The organism is Bradyrhizobium sp. I71 (assembly GCF_022354745.1).
GTDB classification, from domain to species: Bacteria; Pseudomonadota; Alphaproteobacteria; order Rhizobiales; family Xanthobacteraceae; genus Bradyrhizobium; species Bradyrhizobium liaoningense.
In genome coordinates, this window is record NZ_CP059398.1 from 831643 (window position 1) to 852606 (window position 20964).

At 64.6% G+C, this 20964-nt stretch carries 20 protein-coding genes; 14 read left to right on the forward strand and 6 right to left on the reverse strand.

Translation table 11 applies throughout. The features are described from left to right. Positions 1 to 25 precede the first annotated feature (25 nt). A complete protein-coding gene (locus FJV43_RS04180) occupies positions 26 to 763 on the reverse strand; it encodes a molybdopterin-binding protein (protein ID WP_239624845.1) in 738 nt (245 codons plus the stop codon). 224 nt (positions 764 to 987) lie between these two features. Between FJV43_RS04180 and FJV43_RS04185 the strand changes: the two genes are divergently transcribed. The 7 genes from FJV43_RS04185 to FJV43_RS04215 all read left to right on the forward strand — a co-directional run bounded on the left by FJV43_RS04185 (position 988) and on the right by FJV43_RS04215 (position 8081). Beyond that, positions 988 to 2406 (forward strand): circularly permuted type 2 ATP-grasp protein, encoded by a 1419-nt coding sequence (locus FJV43_RS04185; RefSeq protein WP_239624846.1) that lies wholly within the window; start codon positions 988 to 990, stop codon positions 2404 to 2406. 4 nt (positions 2407 to 2410) lie between these two features. Then, positions 2411 to 3355, forward strand: coding sequence for an alpha-E domain-containing protein (locus FJV43_RS04190; RefSeq protein WP_028177332.1), 945 nt, complete (start codon positions 2411 to 2413; stop codon positions 3353 to 3355). Between the two features lie 117 nt (positions 3356 to 3472). Then, positions 3473 to 4321 (forward strand): transglutaminase family protein, encoded by an 849-nt coding sequence (locus FJV43_RS04195; protein WP_239624848.1) that lies wholly within the window; start codon positions 3473 to 3475, stop codon positions 4319 to 4321. Between the two features lie 67 nt (positions 4322 to 4388). Continuing rightward, the gene (locus tag FJV43_RS04200) at positions 4389 to 4796 is read left to right on the forward strand and encodes a carboxymuconolactone decarboxylase family protein (RefSeq protein ID WP_239624850.1); all 408 of its coding nucleotides are present in this window, start codon (positions 4389 to 4391) and stop codon (positions 4794 to 4796) included. Between the two features lie 145 nt (positions 4797 to 4941). Next, complete coding sequence (locus FJV43_RS04205; protein WP_035678903.1) at positions 4942 to 5700, forward strand: proteasome-type protease; 759 nt, start codon at positions 4942 to 4944, stop codon at positions 5698 to 5700. 26 nt (positions 5701 to 5726) lie between these two features. Further along, on the forward strand, positions 5727 to 6485 hold the full coding sequence (locus FJV43_RS04210; protein WP_239624851.1) for an SDR family oxidoreductase: 759 nt from the start codon (positions 5727 to 5729) through the stop codon (positions 6483 to 6485). Positions 6486 to 6830: 345 nt separating this feature from the next. After that, positions 6831 to 8081 (forward strand): nucleoside transporter C-terminal domain-containing protein, encoded by a 1251-nt coding sequence (locus FJV43_RS04215; protein ID WP_239624853.1) that lies wholly within the window; start codon positions 6831 to 6833, stop codon positions 8079 to 8081. A gap of 136 nt (positions 8082 to 8217) precedes the next feature. Here the strand turns inward: FJV43_RS04215 and FJV43_RS04220 are convergent, their stop codons facing one another. Continuing rightward, positions 8218 to 8745 carry a cupin domain-containing protein gene (locus FJV43_RS04220; RefSeq protein ID WP_239624855.1) on the reverse strand — a complete coding sequence of 176 codons (528 nt, stop codon included), beginning with the start codon at positions 8743 to 8745 and terminating at the stop codon, positions 8218 to 8220. Positions 8746 to 8964: 219 nt separating this feature from the next. Here FJV43_RS04220 and FJV43_RS04225 point away from each other — a divergent pair, with 219 nt between their 5' ends. Continuing rightward, positions 8965 to 11094 carry a tetratricopeptide repeat protein gene (locus tag FJV43_RS04225; RefSeq protein ID WP_239624857.1) on the forward strand — a complete coding sequence of 710 codons (2130 nt, stop codon included), beginning with the start codon at positions 8965 to 8967 and terminating at the stop codon, positions 11092 to 11094. Between the two features lie 11 nt (positions 11095 to 11105). Here the strand turns inward: FJV43_RS04225 and FJV43_RS04230 are convergent, their stop codons facing one another. After that, positions 11106 to 11393 carry an usg protein gene (locus tag FJV43_RS04230; protein WP_239624858.1) on the reverse strand — a complete coding sequence of 96 codons (288 nt, stop codon included), beginning with the start codon at positions 11391 to 11393 and terminating at the stop codon, positions 11106 to 11108. A gap of 376 nt (positions 11394 to 11769) precedes the next feature. On the opposite strand from FJV43_RS04230, the gene FJV43_RS04235 reads away from it, so the two are divergent. Together FJV43_RS04235 and groL are read left to right on the forward strand one after the other, a co-directional pair. Beyond that, positions 11770 to 12084, forward strand: a complete 315-nt coding sequence (locus FJV43_RS04235; protein WP_028137285.1) for a co-chaperone GroES — start codon at positions 11770 to 11772, stop codon at positions 12082 to 12084. A gap of 45 nt (positions 12085 to 12129) precedes the next feature. Beyond that, on the forward strand, positions 12130 to 13770 hold the full coding sequence (gene groL / locus FJV43_RS04240) for a chaperonin GroEL (protein ID WP_035696468.1): 1641 nt from the start codon (positions 12130 to 12132) through the stop codon (positions 13768 to 13770). 331 nt (positions 13771 to 14101) lie between these two features. Here the strand turns inward: groL and lepB are convergent, their stop codons facing one another. Together lepB and FJV43_RS04250 are read right to left on the reverse strand one after the other, a co-directional pair. After that, entirely contained in the window at positions 14102 to 14848 is a 747-nt protein-coding gene (gene lepB / locus FJV43_RS04245) for a signal peptidase I (RefSeq protein WP_239624860.1), read from the reverse strand. Between the two features lie 129 nt (positions 14849 to 14977). Further along, a complete protein-coding gene (locus FJV43_RS04250; protein WP_239624862.1) occupies positions 14978 to 15817 on the reverse strand; it encodes a LysR family transcriptional regulator in 840 nt (279 codons plus the stop codon). Between the two features lie 131 nt (positions 15818 to 15948). Between FJV43_RS04250 and FJV43_RS04255 the strand changes: the two genes are divergently transcribed. The 3 genes from FJV43_RS04255 to FJV43_RS04265 all read left to right on the forward strand — a co-directional run bounded on the left by FJV43_RS04255 (position 15949) and on the right by FJV43_RS04265 (position 18653). Next, complete coding sequence (locus tag FJV43_RS04255) at positions 15949 to 16542, forward strand: cysteine hydrolase family protein (protein ID WP_239624864.1); 594 nt, start codon at positions 15949 to 15951, stop codon at positions 16540 to 16542. 11 nt (positions 16543 to 16553) lie between these two features. Then, complete coding sequence (locus FJV43_RS04260; protein ID WP_239624866.1) at positions 16554 to 17192, forward strand: glutathione binding-like protein; 639 nt, start codon at positions 16554 to 16556, stop codon at positions 17190 to 17192. A gap of 108 nt (positions 17193 to 17300) precedes the next feature. Continuing rightward, entirely contained in the window at positions 17301 to 18653 is a 1353-nt protein-coding gene (locus FJV43_RS04265) for a caspase family protein (RefSeq protein ID WP_239624867.1), read from the forward strand. Between the two features lie 31 nt (positions 18654 to 18684). On the opposite strand, the gene FJV43_RS04270 is transcribed toward FJV43_RS04265, so the two are convergent. Beyond that, on the reverse strand, positions 18685 to 19773 hold the full coding sequence (locus FJV43_RS04270; protein WP_239624869.1) for a tlde1 domain-containing protein: 1089 nt from the start codon (positions 19771 to 19773) through the stop codon (positions 18685 to 18687). A 621-nt stretch (positions 19774 to 20394) separates the two neighbouring features. Between FJV43_RS04270 and FJV43_RS04275 the strand changes: the two genes are divergently transcribed. Then, complete coding sequence (locus tag FJV43_RS04275) at positions 20395 to 20919, forward strand: FecR domain-containing protein (protein ID WP_239624871.1); 525 nt, start codon at positions 20395 to 20397, stop codon at positions 20917 to 20919. Positions 20920 to 20964: the final 45 nt, after the last annotated feature.

A 20964-nucleotide genomic window follows, 5' to 3' on the forward strand; every position in this document is an offset into this window, starting at 1 on the left:
CTCCATTCGTCTCGATCGTCTTCTGCTAGCGGGTGATATTCAGCCCCGCCAGCATTTCCTTCACCGCCGCCATCGCCACGGCGAGCTTCTCCGGATCGCGCGAGCGCACCACCAGATTGGTGTTCGGCTTCTGCTCCTCGTCCATGAAGGGATAGCTGCCGATGATGGTGTCGGGATGGGCGGCGGCGATCGCCCGCAGCGGGCTGCCGATGTCGCCCTCGCGCGCGTTGGCGCGGACCGATTCGGAGAGCATGCGCACGCCCGATTTCAGCTTGGGCGAGACGATATCCATCATCGCCTGCATGATCGACGGCACGCCGGCCATGACGATGACGTTGCCGATCTTGAAGCCGGGAGCGAGGATGGTCGCGCTCTGGATCAGCTCGGCACCGTCGGGGATACGGGCCATGCGCAGGCGGGCCTCGTTGAGGTCCTGCTCGCTCCAGCGCTCGCGGAAGCGGGCGACGACCTCCGGATGATGGTCGATACCGACGCCGAACGCCTTGGCGACGGCATCGGCGGTGATGTCGTCATGCGTCGGTCCGATGCCACCCGTGGTGAAGACGTAGCTGTAGCGATGCCGCAGCGCGTCCAGGGCGGCGATGATGTCGGCCTCGTCGTCGGAAACGATCCGGACCTCTTTCAGGTCGATGCCGATATTGGTCAGGTATTCGGCGATGAAGCCGATATTCTTGTCCTTGGTACGGCCGGACAGGATTTCGTCCCCAATGACCAGGATGCCCGCCGTGACGATGTCGCTCATGCCTTAAGTCCCTCACCTGTGACGCCGACTTTGCCGAGGTAACGCGTTGAAGTCACGTGGTTTTGCTTCTGAAATAAGCAGTCCTCAGCCATTTTTTCAGGCAAGCCGCCGGCCGTCCCCGGCAAATGCCCCTCCTCCATGCTTATCGCGCTGGCCCGGCCCTTGCTACCTCCTAGGGAAGTCATGCACTCTCACGGCATGGCCAGGGAGAACAGTCGGATTCTATGGCAGTCGCGTTTGACGAAATGAATATTGCCGGCGGAGACCTTCGCCCCGCCTATCGGGAGCTGGCGCGCTGGCTCAAGGAAACGCCCCCCGAAGCCCTCGAATATCGGCGCCAGGAGGCTGAGCTCCTGTTCCGCCGGATCGGCATCACCTTCGCGGTCTACGGCGATTCCGAGTCCACCGAGCGCCTGATCCCCTTCGACGTGATCCCGCGGATCATGTCCGGCAAGGAATGGGCACTGCTGGAGAAGGGCCTGAAGCAGCGCGTGCGCGCGCTCAACATGTTCCTGCGCGACATCTATCACAGCCGCGACATCCTCCGCGCCGAGATCGTGCCCGGCGATCTGATCTTCCAGAACCCGGTGTTCCGTCCCGAGATGAACGGCCAGCAGGTGCCGCACGACGTCTACGTGCACATCGCCGGCATCGACATCGTCCGGGTCGACGCCGAGGACTTCATCGTGCTGGAGGACAACGCCCGCACGCCGTCGGGCGTATCCTACATGCTGGAAAACCGCGAGATCATGATGCGGCTGTTTCCGGATCTGTTCGCCCGCCACAAGGTCGCGCCGGTCGAGCGCTACCCGGACGAGTTGCTCTCAGCCCTGCGCTCGGTCGCGCCGCTAAGCGCCTCCAGCGAGCCGACCGTCGCCCTGCTCACGCCCGGCGTCTACAACTCGGCCTATTACGAGCACTCGTTCCTCGCCGACAAGCTCGGCATCGAGCTGGTCGAAGGCCGTGACCTCATCGTCAAGAACAACGAAGTGTTCATGCGGACGACGGAAGGGCTGAAGCGGGTCGACGTGATCTACCGCCGTGTCGACGACGATTTCCTCGATCCCCTCACCTTCCGTCCCGACTCCGTGCTCGGTGTGCCCGGCCTGATGTCGGCCTACGCGGCCGGCAACATCACGCTCGCCAACGCCGTCGGCACCGGCATCGCCGACGACAAGGCGATCTACTCCTACATGCCCGACATCGTGAAGTTCTATCTCGGCGAGGAGCCGATCCTGAAGAACGTGCCGACCTGGCGCTGCCGAGAGCCGAAGGACCTCGCCTATGTGCTGGACAATCTGAGCGAGCTCGTCGTCAAGGAAGTGCACGGCTCCGGCGGCTACGGCATGCTGATCGGCCCCGCCGCCACGAAGGCCACGATCGAAGCCTTCCGCGACAAGCTCAAGCGCGAGCCGGAAGGTTTCATCGCGCAGCCGACGCTGGCGCTATCGACCTGCCCGACCTGCACCGCATCCGGCCTCGCCCCGCGCCATGTCGACTTGCGCCCCTTCGTGCTGACGGGCAGCAAGAGCACCACGATCGTGCCGGGCGGGCTTACACGGGTCGCGCTCAAGGAAGGCTCCCTGGTGGTGAATTCAAGCCAGGGCGGCGGCACCAAAGACACCTGGATCCTGGACGAGTAGAGAGATGCTGTCGCGTACCGCCGAAAACCTCTACTGGCTCGCCCGCTACGTCGAACGGGCCGAATATCTCGCGCGCACCATCGATGCGACGCTGCGCGTCACCGCGCTTCCCGCCGCCTATATCGGCAAGACCAATGAATGGGATTCGGCGCTGCTCACCGCCGGGGTCGCCGCCAGCTTCTATCAGACCTATGAGGAAGCCAACGAGCATAACGTCGTCGAGTATCTCTCGTTCTCGCCGAACAATCCGTCCTCGATCAGGAACTGCATCGAAGCGGCGCGGCTCAACTCGCGCTCGGTGCGCACCGCGCTCACCAGCGAGATGTGGGACACCATCAACTCGGCCTGGATCGAGCTTCAGGCGGTGTGGAGCAAGGGCGCCTCGACGCGCGAGGACCTCGCCAAATTCCTCCGCTTCGTGCAGGAGACCTCGCTGCGCTTCGACGGCTCGGCCTACCGGACCATGCTGCGCAACGACGCCTACTGGTTCTCGCGCATGGGCGTGCATCTGGAGCGCGCCGACAACACCGCGCGCATTCTCGACGTGAAATATCATGTGCTGTTGCCCGAGGAAGAGCATGTCGGCGGCCCGCTCGACTTCTATCAATGGAGCTCGATCCTGCGCTCGGTCTCGGCGCTGACGGCCTATCACTGGGTCTATCGCGAGACGCTGAAGCCGTGGCTGATCGCGGATCTGCTCATCCTCAACGACACGCTGCCGCGCTCGCTCGCCAGCTGCTACGGCAACCTCGTGCGCAACCTCGACCAGATCGGCGTCGCCTATGGCCGCCAAGGCCCGGCCCAGCGCCACGCCCGCGGCATCCGAAACCGGCTGGAACACAGCAATATGAACGACATTTTCCAGCATGGCGTGCATGAATTCATTCAGGAATTCATCACGGACAATTCCAGGCTGGGCGAAATCATCACGAAGCAGTATTTGATCTAGCCGAGACTGAAACCTTCACCTTTCGTCGTTCCGGGGCGATGCGAAGCATCGAACCCGGAATCTCGAGATTCCGGGTCTGGCGCTTCGCGCCATCCCGGAATGACGGATCAAAACACCATGCGCCTGCGAATCCAGCACATCACGACCTATCGCTACGAGCCGCCGGCCACCAGCGTGATCCAGATCCTGCGCATGACGCCTGGCAGTCATGACGGGCAATACGTGGCGGAATGGCAGATCGACGTCTCCACCGACACCAAGCTCGACATGCATGAGGACGCGTTCGGCAACGTCACCCACGTGCTGTCCTGCGGACCTGTCGGCGACATCCAGATCACGGCAGAAGGGCTGATCGAGACTCACGATACCGGCGGCGTGCTGCGCGGCACGGACGAGCGTTTCCCGGCCGGGATGTTCCTGCGCTCCACCGACCTCACCTCCGTCAATCCGGCGATGACGGCGGTTGCGCGCCAGTTGCGCAGCGAGGCCGAGAGCGACACGCTGGGCTTCCTGCACGCGCTGATGACGCAGATTGCCGATCACATGACGTTCGACGAAGACCCCACCAACACTGGCACGTCCGCGGTGGAGGCGTTCGCGCTCAAGCGCGGAGTTTGCCAGGATTACGCGCACATCTTCATCGCCTGCGCCCGCGCCGGCGGCGTGCCGGCGCGCTTCGTCTCCGGGCACTTTCTGCGATCGGACGACACGGCGCATCAGGAGGCCGGCCATGCCTGGGCGGAGGCCTACGTGCCCGATCTCGGCTGGGTCGGCTTCGATCCCGCCAACAGCATCTGCGCCACCGACGCCCATGTGCGCGTGGCGATCGGGCTCGACTATCTCGGCGCGGCCCCGGTGCGTGGCACGCGCTATGGCGGCGGCACGGAAACGCTGGCGGTGGCCGTGAAGGTCGAGCAGACCAGCCGCAGCGGGCAGTCGCAATCGCAGTCCCAGCGGCAGAGCTAGGTGCGGCCGGACGAGCGCATGCGCCGTGCTACAATCGCGGGATCAGATCAGACCAGCGAGGTAGCCCATGGCGACTGTAAAACTGCTTTCGGATGAGGAACTCTCCGCCGACGCGCGCGCCGTATTCGACGACATCCGAATGGTGCGGAAGTCGGATTTCGTCAACAATTTCTGGCGGGCGCTGGCGCATGATCCGAAGACGCTGCGGCGGACCTGGGAGAGCATCAAGGAAGTGATGGCTCCGGGTGCGCTCGATCCCAAGGTCAAGGAAATGCTTTATGTGGCGGTTTCGATCGCGCATGGCTGCAGCTACTGCATTCATTCGCACACGGCCGCCGCACGGGCCAAGGGCATGACCGAGGCCGAATATGGCGAGCTGCTCGCCATCGTCGGCATGGCCGCGGAGACGAACCGGCTGGTCACGGCGCTCGGCGTGCCCGTCGACGAGGCGTTTCTGGTCGATGCCGCGGATTGAGGCGGGAGCCGAGCGCTGAGCCGTTTGCTCCTTGTCGTTCCGGGGAGCGCGCAGCGTACGCCCCGGAATGACGACCGGAATCGGGGGTTGGAGCGGCTGCCGAAATTGGCTAGTAATTCCGCGCAAACGCGTTCGGGGACTGGAAATGACCTATTGTTGCGGAATCCTGGTTCGGGACGGTCTGGTGATGATCGCCGACACCCGCACCAATGCCGGCCTCGACAACGTCTCGACCTTCCGCAAGCTGCACATCTTCTCCAAGCCCGGCGAGCGCATCATGGCGATCGCCAGCGCCGGCAACCTCGCGATCAGCCAGTCGGTGCTCTCCACCCTGACCGAAGGTCTGGAGGATCCCAACACGGGCGAGATCGAGACGCTGATGAACGCGCCGACCATGTTCCAGGCCGCCCAGCGCATCGGCCGGGCGATCCGGGCGGTGCATGCCACCGAAGGACCGGCGCTGAAATCCGAGGACGTGTCCTTCGACGTCTCCTTCCTGTTCGGCGGCCAGATCAAGGGCGCGCGCATGCGTCTGTTCATGGTCTACACCGCCGGCAATTTCATCGAGTGCACCACCGACACGCCCTACCTGCAGATCGGCGAGCACAAATACGGCAAGCCGGTGCTCGACCGCGCCATGCATTACGACGTCGAGCTCTACGAGGCGCTGAAGACCGGCCTGATCTCGATGGACTCGACCATGCGCTCGAATCTCGGCGTCGGCCTGCCGATCGACGTGCTGGTGGTGCGCACGGACGCCTGCGAAGCCGATCTCAACCACCGTATCGAGGCGGGCGAACCCTATTTCCACGATTTGCGCTCGCGCTGGTCGGCGGCATTGCGCGCCGCGCACCAGAACATTCCGCGCCCGCCCTACAAGAACGAAAAAGAACCCAAAACCTGACAGCAGAAGAGAAAAGGCAGGAAACGATGAGTGAGGCGAAAAAGATCGCATTGGTGACCGGCGCCGGCACCGGTGTCGGGCGCGCAGCGTCGCTGGCGCTGATGAACACCGGCTTCACCGTGGTGCTCGCAGGGCGCCGGCTCGACATGCTCGAGGAGACGGCGAAGCTCGGCCCCGCCGGAAAGAGCCTCTGCGTCACCGCCGACATGACCAAGCCGGAGCAGATCGCCGCGCTGTTCGACAAGGTCAAGGCAACCTATGGCCGCCTCGACGTGCTGTTCAACAATGCCGGTATGGGCGCGCCGGCCGTGAACTTCGAGGACCTCAGCCTCGAGCAGTGGCAGGCGGTGGTGAACACCAACCTCACCGGCCCGTTCCTGTGCACCCAGCACGCCTTCCGCATCATGAAGGACCAGACCCCGCGCGGCGGCCGCATCATCAACAACGGCTCGATCTCGGCGCATGCGCCGCGGCCGTTCTCGGCCGCCTATACCTCGACCAAGCACGCCATCACGGGCCTGACCAAGGCCAGCAATCTCGACGGCCGCATGTACGACATCGCGGTCGGCCAGGTCGATATCGGCAATGCGGCGACGCCGATGACGGACCGCATGGTCAACGGCCCCGGCGTGCTGCAGCCTGACGGCACCACCAAGCACGAGCCGCGCATGGACGCCAAGGCGGTCGGCGACGCCGTCGCCTACATGGCCAGCCTGCCGCTCGACGCCAACGTGCTGACGATGACGGTGATGGCGACCAAGATGCCGTTCGTCGGGCGGGGCTGACCTAAAACCGCGAAAACAACCCCATGCACAGTAGGGATCTCATTGATTCCGCTGTGCTCTGTCCGCGCCCCTCCTTGCGGGCAGCAATCCGGGGCATCGGTCTCGTGCCAGGACGCTGCGAGGCATGAGCCGGGGCCCATGCCTCCGCGAATCTCGTTCCTGGCCTTCCGGGTCCCGGCTCAGCGCTGCGACGCTGACGCGTTGCGGCTTGTCCGGGACACGAGACCTCCGCCTACTCCAAGCTCTCCACCTGCCGCGGGCTCGGAAACGGGACGCGTTCCGGACCGCCCGGCATTGCCTTTGCAGCGCAGGCGCGGCCATAATCATTGAGGGTTTGGGGACATCATGCTGCGCTTGCAATCGGCATTCGGCATTTTCGCATTGCTGTTGATGGCCTTTGCATTGGCAGAGAACAGGCGCGCCGTGTCGCTGCGACAGGCGGCGATCGGCCTCGCCGCGACCTTCGTCACCGCGGTCGTGCTGCTGAAGCTGCCGGTCGTCGCGCATGCGTTCGGCACCATCAACGACGCGGTCGGCGCGATCTCGGCGGCCTCCCGCGCCGGCTCCGCCTTCGTGTTCGGCTATATCGGCGGCGGCGCCCTGCCATTCGATCTGAAGGTGCCCGGCGCCGATTTCATCCTGGCGTTCCAGGCGCTGCCGATCGTGCTGGTGATGAGCGTGCTGACGACGCTGCTGTTCTATTGGCACGTGCTGCCACCGATCGTGCGCGGCCTGGCCTGGCTGCTCGAGCGCACGCTCGGCGTCGGCGGCGCGGTCGGGCTGTCGACCGCCGCCAATGTCTTCCTCGGCATGGTCGAGGCACCGCTGTTCGTGCGGCCCTATCTGGCACAGATGACCCGCAGCGAGCTGTTCCTGGTGATGACCGGCGGCATGGCGGGCATCGCCGGCACGGTGCTGGTGCTCTATGCGACGCTGCTTGCTCCCCTCATTCCCGACGCCGCCGCGCATTTCGTCATCGCTTCCGTGCTGGGCGCGCCGGCCGCGATCCTCGTCAGCCTGATCATGGTGCCCGAGACCTCCGACAAGCGCACCGGCGGCGCGCTGGAGGATCCGGAAATGAATGTATCCGGCACGATGGATGCGATCGTGAAGGGCACCACTGCCGGCCTCGAACTGTTGCTCAACATCGTCGCCATGCTGCTGGTGCTGGTGGCGCTGGTCTACCTCGTCAACGCCATGCTCGGCCTCCTGCCGAACATTGGCGGCGCCGCGATCTCGCTGCAGCGTCTGCTCGGCCTCGTCATGGCGCCAGTGTGCTGGCTGATGGGATTGCCGTGGGATCAGGCGATCACCGCCGGCAGCCTGATGGGCACCAAGACCGTGCTCAACGAATTGATCGCCTATGTCGACTTTTCGAAGCTGCCGCCCGACGCGCTCGATCCGCGCTCGCGCCTGATCATGCTCTATGCGATGTGCGGCTTCGCCAATTTCGCCAGCCTCGGCATCATGATCGGCGGCCTGGGCGTGATGGCGCCGGAACGGCGCGAGGAGATCAACGCGCTGGGGCTGAAGTCGATCGTGTCGGGGACGCTGACGACGTGCTTGATGGGCGCCATGGTGGGAGTGGTGGCGTAGGTCTCTTCGCCCGTCATTGCGAGGAGCTCTTGCGACGAAGCAATCCAGACCGTTCCCCGCAGATGCATTTCTGGATTGCTTCGCTTCGCTCGCAATGACGAGTGGACAGAGATGTATGCGCGTTTCAGACAGCTCCCTACGCCTTCAACTCCACCGTCTTGAACTCCGCCGGCAGGATCACCTCCAGCAATTCCACATCATCGGAATAATCCAGGATCATGTGCCTGATCTTCGGTGGCTGGGTCCAGGCGCTGCCTTGCTTCATCAGGGTCTCGCCCTGCCCGTCCATGTAGGTCTTCACCCAGCCCTTGAGCACGTAGACCATCTGGAATTCGACGTCGTGATAGTGGAGCTTGGACACCTCGGCCGGATTGCAGGGGCCCTGCAAGCGGATCACATGTGCCTGCGCGAGGCCATGGGTCGCCTCGGCGATGCCGAGATCGCGGTACTTGGCATAGGCGCGCAGGCCGTCGGCCTTGAAGTCTTCCTCGCGGTGATGGCTGACGGCGATACGCTGCTTTGGCCGCACGGGCTTCTTCGGAGCGACGGTGCGCGCCTTCGCCTTCACCGCCTTGCGTGCCGGGGATCGCGCCGCTGCCTTCACGCCGCTCCGCTTCTTCACCGCGGTCTTCGTTGCGGGTCTTGATGCCTTTTGCTTGGCCATTGTCTGCCTCCCTGATCCGAGCCGCGCCCGCCCGACGGGGCCAACCCGAAGGCAGATTACCCAGTCTTGGGCGAGGCAGCAATTGCTGGGCCTGGGGCAATGAGTTCGACGAACCCAACCGGCCGTAGCTTGTCCCAGGCTGTCGTGGCGAGCGGCCATCGTCTCGTATTCACTCTCTCGCTGAATTAATCTCGCCCGGGTATCTGGGGGAATTGATTCATGGGCAGCAGCGTCGGTCAGCGTGCATTTCAGAATGCCCGGCTTCAGAAACGGCAGAAGGCCGAAGTGCTGCCATTGCTCGGGCGCGCACTCGAGTTGCACAAGAAGGGACTTCTGTCCGAGGCTCGGGCCGCCTATCGACAACTGCTGCAGATCGCGCCCGATCAATTCATCGCGCTGCATATGCTCGGCATTCTGGAGTCCGATGCCAGGAACTATCAGCAGGCTGAAATTCTACTGAGCCGGGCGGTTGCCGTGGATCCACGATCTGCCGAAGCTCACATGGGCCTGGGCGTCGCGCTCAACGGGCTGAAACGCCACGATGAGGCCCGAGCAAGCTATCGAAAGGCACTCGCCCTAAAGCCCAACTACGCCCTGGCCCTGTCCAATCTCGGCAATGCAAGCGCGGCGCTTGATCTGCACCTCGAAGCGCTCGAGAGCTACGATCGGGCGCTCGCAATGGACGGAAACCTCGCCGAAGCCCACAACGGCCGGGGCTCTGCGCTCTGCCGTCTGCGCAACTATGACGAGGCTCTCACAAGCCTGAATCGCGCGCTCTCGATCAAGCCCGACTATGCCGCAGCACTGGCGAACCGCGCCGTCGCATTGCGGGAGCTTCAGCGATTTGACGAGGCCATGGCGGATTGCAATCGGGCAATCGCCCTGGCACCCGAGGATGTGAACGGGTGGCTCTGGCGCGCCAATGTCCTGCTCCAGACCCATCGAATTGCCGAGGCATTGTCCGATTGTGAGAGGGCTCTCGCGATCGCTCCCGATTCCGCTCAAGCTCACCTGGTGCTGGGCCTTTGTCTCGCCGGACTTGGCCGGGTCGACGAAGCCCTCGCCAGCTTCGACCGAGCTCTCGACATCCGGCCTGACCTCCAGAGCGCGATTTCCAGCAAGATATTCACGCTCGATTTCGTCGCGGACGCCAGCGTCGAACAGCATCAGCAAGCGCGGCAAGTGTGGTGGGAGCGGATCGGCGCGAAGATCGCTGCAGAAGCGGCGGCATCTCATGACAACGGCCGCGATCCGGATCGGCGTCTGGTGCTTGGCTATGTCTCGTCGGATTTCAACGCGCATTCGGCCGCGTTCATCTTCAAGCCGGTGTTGCAACACCATGACCGCGCGCAGTTCGAGATCGTGTGCTACTCCTGCTCGTCCAAAGCGGATGCAACGACGAGCGAATTTCAGGGGATCGCCGATCGCTGGCGTGACGCCGCGCAATGGACCGACGAGCGCCTCGCCGCTCAGATTCGCGCCGATCGCGTCGATATCCTGATCGACCTGTCCGGCCACACCAGAGGAAACCGCCTCGGCGTGTTTGCGCGCAAGCCGGCACCGATCCAGGTGCACGGCTGGGGCCACGGCACCGGCACCGGGCTGCCGACGATCGATTATCTGTTCTCGGACCCGGTCGCGATTCCTGCCGCGGTTCGGCATTTGTTTGCGGAGACCGTCGTCGACCTGCCATGCTTCGTGACGCTGGCGCCGCTGCCGGCCGGGATTGCGCGGGCGCAGGCGCCGGCTGTCTCGAACGGCTTCGTCACGTTCGGTGTCTTCAACCGCATCAGCAAGATTTCGGACGAGGCCGCGGAAGTCTGGTCCAGGATTCTCGCGCGGCTCCCTGGCTCGCGACTGCTGATCAAGGATGTTGCGCTGGACGATCAGCTGGTTCGCGACAAGCTGCTGGCGCGATTTGCGGCTTGTCGATTGACGGCCGAACGCGTCGATCTGCTCGGAGCCACCTTGCGGAGCGAACATCTGGCATCGTTCAATCGCATCGACATTGCGCTCGACCCGTTCCCGCAGAACGGCGGCGTCAGCACGTTGGAAGCCCTGCAGATGGGGGTGCCCGTGGTGGCGAAGCTCGGGAACAGTCTGCCCAGCCGTGCCGCCGGCGCCATCCTCACCGCGCTTGGCTTGCCGGACTGGGTCGCAGACAGCGATGAGGCATATGTCGAGATCGCAGTCGGCCGCGCGGCGCGGATCGGCGATCTCGATCGATTGCGCCGCGAACTGCCCGCACAGATCAACGCTGCGGCCGCCGGCAACCCCATCTCATATGCGCAAGCCGTAGACGACGCCTATCGCGCGATGTGGACACGCTACTGCAGCGGCGGCGGCTAATCTCTGCTCACTCAATGCAGCCGGAACACGCCGTCCACGGCGCACAGCTCGGCCGGCTTGATCAGCTTGGAATGCGCCACCGTGACCGAATGCAGGGGGCCGTCGAGCTTTTCCTGCCAGAACGCCAGGAAATCCTTCAGCGCCGGAAATTTCGGAAACATGTCGTAGTTCTGCCAGACGTAGGTCTGGAGCAGCGACGGATGATCCGGCATCCGATAGAGAATTTGCGCCGTCGTCAGTCCGTAGCCCAGCATCTGTTTCCGGAAATCCTCGGAAACGCCCCCACTCCGCAGTCCCATGCCAAACCTCCTTTGCAGGAGCGCATTCGGGGGGTGGCTTGCTCGGTGCCCCGGGAGCCACCCGGAAACGATGCGCTCACATGAGAGAAATGTGACGCAAACTGACAACCCATCTCAAGCCTAAAAGTTTAACAAGCTGTTGAAATTCAATGCTTTAGCAGCAGATGCAGCTCCGTGCTAATACGGGCCCGACGCCGGTTAACGATGGCAAAGAGATTCTGGCAGTCCGTGCTTTCGGGTGCTAATTTTTCTGCTAGAAGGCCTTGCCCCCGCAAAATTCCTGGCTTATCTCAGCCTCGCCTGTGCTAGCACTCGCGGGCAACGACTGCTAACAATCTCAAAATCCTCAACACGTGCAATTGCTTAGGAGGACTGCATGAAATTCCGTCCGCTTCACGACCGCGTCGTGGTCAAGCGCATCGACGCAGAAGAGAAGACCGCTGGCGGCATCATCATTCCCGACACTGCCAAGGAAAAGCCCTCCCAGGGCGAAATCGTCGCCGTTGGCCCGGGTGGCCGCGACGAGTCCGGCAAGCTGATCCCGATTGACCTGAAGGTCGGCGACCGCGTGCTGTTCGGCAAGTGGTCCGGCACCGAGGTCAAGATCGACGGCCAGGACCTGCTGATCATGAAGGAGAGCGACGTGATGGGCGTTCTCGAAGTCAGCGAGTCCAAGAAGAAGGCGGCCTAAGAGCCCCCTCTCCCTCCAGTCAAATCATTCCAAGGAAAAATCCAGATGGCAGCCAAAGAAGTCAAATTCTCGGTTGATGCGCGCGACAAGATGCTGCGCGGCGTCGACATTCTCGCCAACGCTGTGAAGGTCACGCTCGGCCCGAAGGGCCGCAACGTCGTGCTCGACAAGTCGTTCGGCGCTCCCCGCATCACCAAGGACGGCGTCACCGTCGCCAAGGAGATCGAGCTCGAGGACAAGTTCGAGAACATGGGCGCCCAGATGGTGCGCGAAGTCGCCTCCAAGTCCGCTGACGCGGCCGGCGACGGCACCACCACCGCCACCGTGCTGGCCCAGGCGATCGTGCGTGAAGGCGCCAAGTCGGTCGCCGCCGGCATGAACCCGATGGACCTCAAGCGCGGCATCGACCTCGCGGTCGAGGCGGTCGTTGCGGACCTCCAGAAGAACTCCAAGAAGGTCACCTCGAACGACGAGATCGCCCAGGTCGGCACCATCTCGGCCAACGGCGACCAGGAGATCGGCAAGTTCCTCTCCGACGCCATGAAGAAGGTTGGCAACGAGGGTGTCATCACCGTCGAGGAAGCCAAGTCGCTCGAGACCGAGCTCGACGTCGTCGAAGGCATGCAGTTCGACCGCGGCTACATCTCGCCCTACTTCGTCACCAACGCCGACAAGATGCGCGTTGAGATGGACGACGCCTACATCCTCATCAACGAGAAGAAGCTCTCCTCGCTGAACGAGCTGCTGCCGCTGCTCGAGGCCGTGGTGCAGACCGGCAAGCCGCTGGTCATCGTCGCCGAGGACGTCGAAGGCGAAGCCCTCGCGACCCTGGTCGTGAACCGTCTGCGCGGCGGCCTCAAGGTCGCGGCCGTCAAGGCTCCGGGCTTCGGCGATCGCCGCAAGGCCATGCTGCAGGACATCGCGATCCTGACCGGCGGCCAGGCGATCTCGGAAGATCTCGGCATCAAGCTGGAGAACGTCACGCTCAACATGCTCGGTCGCGCCAAGAAGGTGATGATCGACAAGGAGAACACCACGATCGTCAACGGCGCCGGCAAGAAGGCCGACATCGAGGCGCGCGTGGCCCAGATCAAGGCGCAGATCGAGGAGACCACCTCGGACTACGACCGTGAGAAGCTCCAGGAGCGTCTGGCCAAGCTCGCGGGCGGCGTCGCGGTGATCCGCGTCGGCGGCGCGACCGAGGTCGAGGTGAAGGAGCGCAAGGATCGCGTTGATGACGCGATGCATGCGACCCGCGCGGCTGTCGAGGAAGGCATCGTCCCGGGCGGCGGCGTCGCCCTGCTCCGTGCCTCCGAGCAGCTCAAGGGCCTGCGCACCAAGAACGACGACCAGAAGACCGGCGTCGAGATCGTGCGCAAGGCGCTGTCGGCTCCCGCCCGCCAGATCGCGATCAACGCCGGTGAAGACGGCTCGGTGATCGTCGGCAAGATCCTGGAGAACAAGGCCTACAATTACGGCTTCGACTCCCAGACCGGCGAATATGCCGACCTCGTCAAGAAGGGCATCATCGACCCGACCAAGGTGGTCCGCACCGCGATCCAGAACGCTGCCTCCGTTGCCGCGCTCCTGATCACCACGGAAGCCATGGTCGCCGAGCTGCCCAAGAAGGGCGGCGCCGGCCCGGCGATGCCCCCCGGCGGCGGCATGGGCGGCATGGACTTCTAAGGTCCAGCCTCTCAGGCACAGTCGAGACATGCGAAACCCCGGCAGCGATGCCGGGGTTTTTGTTTGTGGCAAACCCTCTCCCTTCGTCATTCCGGGGCGCGTCCCTCTTGGGCGCGAGCCCGGAATCCATAATCACGAACCTCAGTTGGTTATCCGGGATGGAAATCAGCCCGGTCCAAATTCCGATCCTCGACTACCGAGTCTTCCAATCCCGCCGCCACTTCTTGCACTCGTTCTTACGGGCGACAGGCACAGCGGGCCATTCCGTCCGCCTGTGGTTATGGATTCCGGGCTCGGCGCTGCGCGCCGCCCCGGAATGACGGAGCAAGCCTCACTCCACCTTTCCCAGCCGCTCGAAGTGCGGCTCGCCGTCCTCGTCGAGCGACCAGATGATCCGCGTCACCTTGCCGATCAGGTTGTCCATAGGCACGAAGCCGAACGTCGACATGCGGCTGTCGGTGGAATTGTCGCGGTTGTCGCCGAGCACGAAGAAGTGGCCCGGCGGCACCGTGAAGACGGCGGTGTTGTCGAGGAAACCGTCGTCGGCGCAGTCGTGGGTGACATAGGACGCGCCGTTCGGCAGCGTCTCGCGCCAGCGCTTGACGGTGGCGCCCTCGTCGACGCCGCAGGTGGAGCCGGCGAGCTTCGTCTCCAGGGCGACGCGCGTCACCGGACGGTCGTTGAGGACGAGCCGGCCCTGCCGCATCTGGATGCGGTCGCCGGGCAGCCCGACCACGCGTTTGACGTAGTCGACCGAATTGTCCTTCGCCGTCCGGAACACGACGATGTCGCCGTATTCCGGATCGGCGGCAAGGACGCGACCCGAGATCCAGGACGGCGCGAACGGGAAGGAATAGCGGCCGTAGCCGTAGGCGTATTTGGCGGCGAAGACGTAGTCGCCGACCACCAGCGCCGGCGTCATCGAACCCGAGGGGATGCTGAACGGCTGGTACAGGACGAAGCGAAACAGGAGCAGCGGCGACCACAGCACCGGGACCATGAGGATCAGGATGAGAATCGCCTTCCATTCCCGCGACTGGGCTGTCGAGGGCCGGATCGTCTGCGAAAGAGTGGTCATGCGCTTGCCCCGGTCAAGTCTCGTCACGAGATTGCGCAACCTTGGCGCGCGCGCAATCCCGGCTCCGCGATCTTTGTCGCACGTCGCGCGGACTGCGTTCAATGCGAAGGCCTTGAACGTCGTCCGGCCTCAGAGCTGCGGGACGTCCTTGAAGCAGTGCCTGACCCAGTCGATCGTCACGCGGGTCGCTGCGTCGCGCTTGAGGTGGTTCTGCACCAGGAGCCAGACGTCGCGCCGTTTCGACAGCAGCGTGGCACGCAGGCTGCGGTCGGCGAGCAACGCGGTGCAGCTGTGCTCCGGCAGCACGCCGATGGCCTGATGCGACTGGATCATGGTCCGGATGATCCGAACATTGTCGGTGACGCAGCGCACGTTCGTCAGCCGCTTCGCGCGCAGGAACTGCGCCTCCGGAATGGTGTCGAGCTCGTCCGGATAGACGCAGGCGATGGGCTCGCCGCCCGAGCGGTCCGCGGGCTCGAAGAAATACAGCCTGACGTCGCCGAGCTTGGAGATGGTGAAGTCGCCCTTCTCCGGCTTGCGCAGGCGGATGGCGAGATCGGCCTGCCAGCGCGAGAACTTGACGTTGCCGCTGGAGGTGAGGAATTGCAGCGTCAGCCCCGGGTGATCGCGCAGGAAGCTGGCCGCATGCGGCGCCAGCAGCTCTTCGGCGACCGCATTGGTCGAGGCGATGCGCAGCCGGCCGACCGGGCCGGATTGAGTGTCCTTGATGCGGTCGATCGCCGCCGCATGCGCCGCCATCGCGCCGACATGTTCGAGCACCGCCTCGCAGTGGCGCGTCGGCCGGCGCTGGCCGTCCACCGCATCGAACAGTGGCACGCCGAGATCGCGCTGGATGCGCGCGAGCCGGCGGCCGACGGTGGTCTCGTCGATGCGCAGCCGCGCACTGGCGCCGGCATAAGTGCCCTCGTCCCTCACCGCGGCAATGATGCGCAGATCGTCCCAGTTCATTCCGCGAGCCTAGCAGGCGATGGCGTATCCTGCAAATTTGCAGCCATATGCCGCACAATATTCCTGCACAATGGCAGGTCACGGCTGCGCTAGGGTTACGTCATCCGACATCCTGAGAAAGGCTGACCGCCATGACCGCTCCAAAGACCCTGCTCGAACTTGCCGGCGCCGATCTCAATCCGCCGAAGCTCAAAGAGGCCTGCCTCGTGCTGATCGACCTCCAGAACGAATATTGCGCCGGTCCGCTGGCCCTGCCCGATGCACAGCCCGCGATCGCCGCGGCGGCGCGCCTGCTGGCACGGGCACGGGAGAGCGGCGCGGCGATCTTCCATGTCGCGCACAAGGGCCGCGCCGGCGGCCTGTTCGACCGCGAGGCCGCGCGCGGCGCGATCGTCGAGCGCCTGACACCGCTCGCGAGCGAGCCCGTGATCGAGAAAGCGCTGCCGAACTCGTTCGCCGGCACCGATCTGCAAGCGCACCTTGCCGCAACCGGACGCAAGAACATCGTGCTGGCCGGCTTCATGACCCACATGTGCGTCTCCTCGACCGCCCGCGCCGCGCTCGATCTCGGCCTGCGCACGACGATCGCGGCCGATGCCTGCGCCACCCGCGACCTGCCCGACGGCCGCGGCGGCACGCTGGACGCCCGGACGATCCATCAGGTCGCGCTGGCCGAATTGTCGGACCGCTTCGCGATCATCGCGCAAGCCGAAGCACTGACTTGATGGAGCATGCGATGCTGCAGCTCTATTTCTTCCCGATGGCCTGCTCGCTCTCGAGCCGCATCGCGCTGATGGAGGCCGGCATCGAGGCGCAGTATCACCTCGCCCATATCTGGACCAAGCGGATCGTGGACGACGGCAGCGATTTCCGCGACCTGTCGCCGAAGGGTGCGGTGCCGGTCCTGGTGCTGGAGAACGGCGAACGGCTGACCGAGAGCGCGGCCGTGCTGCAATACATCGCGGACCTGAAGCCGCAGGCAGGCCTTGCGCCTGACAACGGCGATCCCGATCGCTATCGCCTCCAGGAATGGCTGAGCTTCGTCGGCGCCGAGATTCACAAGGCATTCCTGTTTCCGACCTTCTGGTACAAGGACGACGGCTCGCTCGCCAAGCCGCGCGCAAGGATCATGCAGACCTTGTCGGTGCCATCTGCGCATCTGGCGCAGCGCGAATTCCTCGTCGGCAACAGCTTCACGGTGGCCGATGCGCACCTCACCTGGGCCCTGCTGCTGCTGCGTCCCGCGGGAGTCGACATCGCGCAATGGCCGTCCTTGTCGGCCTATCTCGCGCGCATGCAGGCGCGCCCCGCCGTGCGGGAGGCGATCGCGACCGAGATGGCGCTGCGCAAGACCGTCGCGGCCAGCGCTGCGTGACAGGATGTCACGGCCGGCGGATCCGATCGCCCCGTCGCGAGGGCATTGATGCCGGCGCGGCATGCACTAATCTGGGAGATATTTTTCAATATTTCCCGGACGGTTTTCATGCGCGCTCTTTCAGGTCTTCACCTGCCCGGATTCTCCCTGGCCCTCCTCGCCTGCTGGCTCGGCCTTGGTCCTGCATCAGCCGAGACGCGGGTCGCGCTCGTCATCGGCAACGGCGCCTATGCCTCGACGGCGCGGCTCCCCAACCCGTCGCACGATGCCGAGGACGTGGCGGCTTCGCTGAGGCGCAGCGGCTTCGAGGTGATCCAAGGCGTCGATTTGCGCCAGGCCGACATGCAGGACCTGACCATCCGCTTCGCGCGCGCGGCGAGCAGAGCCGACGTCGCCCTGTTCTACTACAGCGGCCATGCGATGCAGTACAACGGCGTGAACTATCTGATGCCCGTCGACGCCTCGCTGACCGATGAAGCGGACCTCAAGCGTTTCGTCCGGGTCGACGACATCGTGAACGACCTGCAGCAGGCCAAGAACCTGCGCATCCTGGTGCTCGATTCCTGCCGCGACAATCCACTGGCAGAAACGCTCAAACGCTCCGCCGGCACGACGCGGGCCGCCTCGATCGGACGCGGTCTGTCGAAGGTCGAGGCGCCGCGCGGCACCATCGTGTCGTTCTCGACGCAATCAGGCCAGGTCGCCGCCGACGGCGTCGGCCGCAACAGCCCCTACACGACGGCGTTCCTGAAGCACATCGAGGAGCCGCAGGAGATCGGCGACGTCTTTCGCGACATCAGCAGCGACGTCTATGATGCCAGCGGCAAGACCCAGCTGCCGGAGCTGTCACTGTCGATCATCGGCAAGTTCTATCTGAACGGTCCGGTCGCGGTCACAGTCGCCCCCGCGGCGCCGCAAGCCGCGCCGCGGCCCGACCCTTGCGCGGCCGCGGAGGCCCATTGGAAGGCAGCGGACGGCATCGGCACCGTCAGCGTCTTCGAGGATCATCTGGCGCGATTTTCGAGTTGCAGCTTCGCCGGCCTCGCCAAGGCGCGGATCGACAGCCTGAAGCAGAAGGTGGCGGTAGCACCGAGCGGCAATGCCAGAACCACCGGCAGCAATGATTTCGACGGCCACTGGGACGTGACCCTGAACTGCCCGCCCACCGGCAAAGCGCAGGGTTTCACCAGGCCCCTGGTCGCCACCGTCGCCAACGGCGTGTTTCACGCCGAGGCTCAGGGCAAGGACGTCAACCGCCTGGAGATCGACGGCCAGATCCCGGCCGACGGCAAGACGACGTTGAGCGCGCGCGGAACGACCGGAGCAAGCGCGTACACGCTCAACAACCTCGCGCCGGGCTCGCCTTACGCCTTCACGGTCGATGCGCAGTTCGATCGCACCCGCGGCAGCGGCAAGCGCAACGAGGCGCGCCCCTGCAATCTTGTTTTCGTCAAGCGCTGATCGTGCAGAAAGCGGTGAGGCGCGCTGCGCCTCACTCCACCCGCGCCAGCACCGCGAGCTTGCGGATGCCCTTGTTGCGATAGGCGTCGAGGAACGCGTAATAGTCCTTGAACGACACGCAGCCGTTGGAGTCGCCGTTCGGCCCGAGCATGAAAGTGTGCGCGAGCAGGCCGTCGCGGCCGTGGATCGCGCTCTCGCCGCCGATCGGGGTCAGGCGCAGCGCCGGCACGCCGTGGAACAGCGCCTCGCGCGGCTTCAGCGTGTAGATGTGCGGCGGCGTCACGCCGCGCATGCGGATCTTCGAGGAGCGCGGATCGTCGAGATTGGAGCCGAGGCCCGAATGCGCCTCGAGCTTGGTACCGTCGGGCAGATACACCGCCTTGGCGGTGATGTCGTACACCGCGGTATCGCGCTCATAGGGCGGCGCGCCGCCGAACATCGGATTCTGCTCCTTCGGAGCGATGGACGCGGTCACGCTGGCATCCGCCGAGGCGTAGGCGAGCAGCCCGCCGGACGGCTCGCGCTTGCCCCAGAGCTTTTCCACCATCGACTGGCGCGGTCCGGTGATCGACATCACCGCGGCCTTGGCGCGATCGGCGAACGACTTCGGCTGCGCCTCGGGCGCCGGCACGATCTGGGCCGGATCGGCCGAGGCCAGCTGCATCTGGGCATCCGGCGCCCGCTTGGTCTTGTCAGCGGTCTTGTCAGCCGTCTTGGCCGCCGGCTTCAGCGCGTCGGCGACCCTCGCGACCACGCTCTGCTTCGGGGCGTCCTTCGACGTCTCCTTGGCCAGCGCAACCTGGGTCGGGGGCACTGCGCTCGCCGCATTCGACGGCACGCCCTGCGTCGCGGCCGCGGCAAAGCGCTCGTTGAACATCTCGCGCGAGATCGGGACTGCGACCTGGAGCCGGTCGGGCAGCAGCGCGAAGGTTTCCCTGATGGCCTCGCCGGCCTCGCGCAGCACGACCTTGGGCGCGCGCCTGACCACCGGCTCGTCGTAGCCGATGCTGCCGACGGTGGGGTAGACGCTCGCGCCGAGAATGTTGCTGTAAACGATCCAGCCGGCGCCCATCAGGACGCAGCCGACCGCCGCGGTGCCCAGCCAATTGGCCGTGGTCATTTTCCGGGAAGGCTTCCGAAGAGAATTCTTGCCAGGATTTTTGGACTTCCGTGCCGCGATACTTTGCGCAGCGATACTCGTACTCATTCGCCTTGCGTCCAGGACGGTGTCACTCGGTCCCCCTTCAAAGTGCCGCTGGTCACGATCCGGGAACAGCATCTCGCAGAGGGTCGGAGCGTCATTAAGGCGACTTTTAGTTAAATGCAGATTAAGTTCGGGCGGATATGGGGCAGCGCGTCAACGCTGTCCCGTTTTGAGAAAAAAGCCCGCAGAACTACGGACTTAGTCGCATCTGTTAACCATGTTTCTCGACCGGTTTACGTCAGGACTTCGACGCTTGCGGCCGCAACCACGAGACACCCAACAACGTCATTTTCGTGGTCGCCAACCGGCCCTGACCGTAGCGCGGAAGCGTTGCGCGAGGCTGGTGGGCCCGGCGTCCATCGGCCCTGCGCCCTCACGCGGCACGGCGCCGTGACCGAAAGTTGATCACGTCGGTTCTGGTAATCGCCGCCGCGAGAAAGTAGCTCCTACCTCGGCACTTTTCAGCAGCCTCTGCGCGTCATACGGTACCGTATCGATTTGCCCTGAACTGTGCCGTGCACGCAAACGGAGGCTGGCATGAGAGGGATCGCGCGCTCAGGGGTTTTCGCCCTGGCGGGGTTGTTTCTGTTGATTGGATCTGCGACTGCGCAGCCTGGTGCCAATTTGGGCTGTACGGCATCGCCGTCGGCTGCCGGGACGCAGACCTGGCGCTGCGACAACGGCATCACCATCGTTGCGGAAAATGGCGCCAGATTTGAACTTAAGGACGCCAACCGCGACGGACATATAGACTCCGTGGAGTTGAGCAGCAAAGCCCTGCTGGTCGAGGTGCCCCGGAAGCTGCGGGGCAATCCGTTCAAGGTGCTGACGCCGCAAGCGATCGCCGCGGTGCGCGGCACGAAATGGGCGGTCGATGTCGCTGACGCCAAGACCTCAGTGTTCGTCGCAGACGGCCGGGTCGGCGTGACCCGAAGGGCTCGTGGACGCGGCGTCGTGCTTGGACCCGGCGAAGGCGTCGATGTCGAGGCAACCGGCCCGTTGACCGTCAAGACCTGGGGCCAGCCGCGCGTCGACGCGCTCATGGCAAGACTCGGACAATAAGACCGGGTCAACGACGCTCGCCTACGAGATTTGGACGATAGAAGA

What these genes read in the sequence shown, in the direction of transcription:
- FJV43_RS04180 (WP_239624845.1), bottom strand. Translation starts at nt 763, where the DNA reads ATGAGCGACATCGTCACGGCGGGCATCCTGGTCATTGGGGACGAAATC.
- FJV43_RS04185 (WP_239624846.1), top strand. Translation starts at nt 988, where the DNA reads ATGGCAGTCGCGTTTGACGAAATGAATATTGCCGGCGGAGACCTTCGC.
- FJV43_RS04190 (WP_028177332.1), top strand. Translation starts at nt 2,411, where the DNA reads ATGCTGTCGCGTACCGCCGAAAACCTCTACTGGCTCGCCCGCTACGTC.
- FJV43_RS04195 (WP_239624848.1), top strand. Translation starts at nt 3,473, where the DNA reads ATGCGCCTGCGAATCCAGCACATCACGACCTATCGCTACGAGCCGCCG.
- FJV43_RS04200 (WP_239624850.1), top strand. Translation starts at nt 4,389, where the DNA reads ATGGCGACTGTAAAACTGCTTTCGGATGAGGAACTCTCCGCCGACGCG.
- FJV43_RS04205 (WP_035678903.1), top strand. Translation starts at nt 4,942, where the DNA reads ATGACCTATTGTTGCGGAATCCTGGTTCGGGACGGTCTGGTGATGATC.
- FJV43_RS04210 (WP_239624851.1), top strand. Translation starts at nt 5,727, where the DNA reads ATGAGTGAGGCGAAAAAGATCGCATTGGTGACCGGCGCCGGCACCGGT.
- FJV43_RS04215 (WP_239624853.1), top strand. Translation starts at nt 6,831, where the DNA reads ATGCTGCGCTTGCAATCGGCATTCGGCATTTTCGCATTGCTGTTGATG.
- FJV43_RS04220 (WP_239624855.1), bottom strand. Translation starts at nt 8,745, where the DNA reads ATGGCCAAGCAAAAGGCATCAAGACCCGCAACGAAGACCGCGGTGAAG.
- FJV43_RS04225 (WP_239624857.1), top strand. Translation starts at nt 8,965, where the DNA reads ATGGGCAGCAGCGTCGGTCAGCGTGCATTTCAGAATGCCCGGCTTCAG.
- FJV43_RS04230 (WP_239624858.1), bottom strand. Translation starts at nt 11,393, where the DNA reads ATGGGACTGCGGAGTGGGGGCGTTTCCGAGGATTTCCGGAAACAGATG.
- FJV43_RS04235 (WP_028137285.1), top strand. Translation starts at nt 11,770, where the DNA reads ATGAAATTCCGTCCGCTTCACGACCGCGTCGTGGTCAAGCGCATCGAC.
- groL (WP_035696468.1), top strand. Translation starts at nt 12,130, where the DNA reads ATGGCAGCCAAAGAAGTCAAATTCTCGGTTGATGCGCGCGACAAGATG.
- lepB (WP_239624860.1), bottom strand. Translation starts at nt 14,848, where the DNA reads ATGACCACTCTTTCGCAGACGATCCGGCCCTCGACAGCCCAGTCGCGG.
- FJV43_RS04250 (WP_239624862.1), bottom strand. Translation starts at nt 15,817, where the DNA reads ATGAACTGGGACGATCTGCGCATCATTGCCGCGGTGAGGGACGAGGGC.
- FJV43_RS04255 (WP_239624864.1), top strand. Translation starts at nt 15,949, where the DNA reads ATGACCGCTCCAAAGACCCTGCTCGAACTTGCCGGCGCCGATCTCAAT.
- FJV43_RS04260 (WP_239624866.1), top strand. Translation starts at nt 16,554, where the DNA reads ATGCTGCAGCTCTATTTCTTCCCGATGGCCTGCTCGCTCTCGAGCCGC.
- FJV43_RS04265 (WP_239624867.1), top strand. Translation starts at nt 17,301, where the DNA reads ATGCGCGCTCTTTCAGGTCTTCACCTGCCCGGATTCTCCCTGGCCCTC.
- FJV43_RS04270 (WP_239624869.1), bottom strand. Translation starts at nt 19,773, where the DNA reads ATGACCACGGCCAATTGGCTGGGCACCGCGGCGGTCGGCTGCGTCCTG.
- FJV43_RS04275 (WP_239624871.1), top strand. Translation starts at nt 20,395, where the DNA reads ATGAGAGGGATCGCGCGCTCAGGGGTTTTCGCCCTGGCGGGGTTGTTT.